This is a genomic window from Aeromonas sp. PrichA-15, assembly GCF_017939245.1.
Taxonomy (GTDB): domain Bacteria; phylum Pseudomonadota; class Gammaproteobacteria; order Enterobacterales; family Aeromonadaceae; genus Aeromonas; species Aeromonas caviae.
On the sequence record NZ_JAGKRH010000316.1, the window covers coordinates 1 to 1,001 of the forward strand.

Sequence of the window (1,001 nt, forward strand, 5' to 3'; positions counted from 1 at the left end):
TCCTTCCTTGTTCAGGGCCACTGCTGCCACAAACGGCGTCTTGCCTGCCGCGCCCCGACCCCGTTTGCCACCACGGCGCTCGCCACCCCAGTAGACATCATCGAGCTGAATGATGCCGCTGATGGGCTGCTTGTCATCGGACTCTTGCGTGGCTTGCAGCCGCTTGTTCTTGAGCATCCAGGCAGTGTCATATTTGACGCCCAACTGGCGCTTTAGCTCCATCGCTGACAAACCGGTTTTGGTTTGTGGCAACAGGTGCATTGCCAGAAACCACTTGGTCAGTGGGAGCTTGGTGTTTGCGAAAATCGTGTTTCCAGTCAATGACATCTGGTGACGGCAGTGATTGCATTGCCACACACGTGGCCGCCTTCTCAGGCGACAACAGGTCTTGTTGGCACATTCAGGGCAGACAAAGCCGTTAGGAAAACGCCAAGTGAACAGCGCGTTTTCGCACTGAGCCTCAGTGCCATAGTCCTTGAGAAACTCAAACAGGCTGTAGCCTTTCTGGAATTGGATTTTGCTTTTGGCCATGATCTCGCACCTCGATAACTGTACGTAAGATCAGTATAGTTCGTGGTGACTGACTGCTAATCATGGGTAATCAGGAATACAAATAACTTAAACCGATCTTCCAGCAAACAACCATTCCACAACCTTTTGATTGATTCTATCATCGAACTTGTCAATGGCCATTAAAATTGATCCACTTTTGGCCAATAAAATTGATCCACCTGCGATCAGGTTTTGCTAAGGAAGGTGCGAATAAGCGGGGAAATTCTTCTCGGCTGACTCAGTCATTTCATTTCTTCATGTTTGAGCCGATTTTTTCTCCCGTAAATGCCTTGAATCAGCCTGTTTAGACCGTTTCTTCGCCATTTAAGGCGTTATCCCCAGTTTTTAGTGAGATCTCTCCCACTGACGTATCATTTGGTCCGCCCGAAACAGGTTGGCCAGCGTGAATAACATCGCCAGTTGGTTATCGTTTTTCAGCAACCCCTTGT

The 1,001-nt window shown here is 49.2% G+C and carries 1 protein-coding gene and 1 pseudogene; both read right to left on the reverse strand.

Annotated features, from left to right (window positions below):
* On the reverse strand, positions 1-531 hold a 531-nt coding region (locus J9889_RS22420), incomplete at its 3' end, for an IS1595 family transposase (RefSeq protein ID WP_210558274.1).
* A 366-nt stretch (positions 532-897) separates the two neighbouring features.
* A pseudogene (locus J9889_RS22425) lies at positions 898-1,001 on the reverse strand (IS5/IS1182 family transposase); the annotation flags it as partial.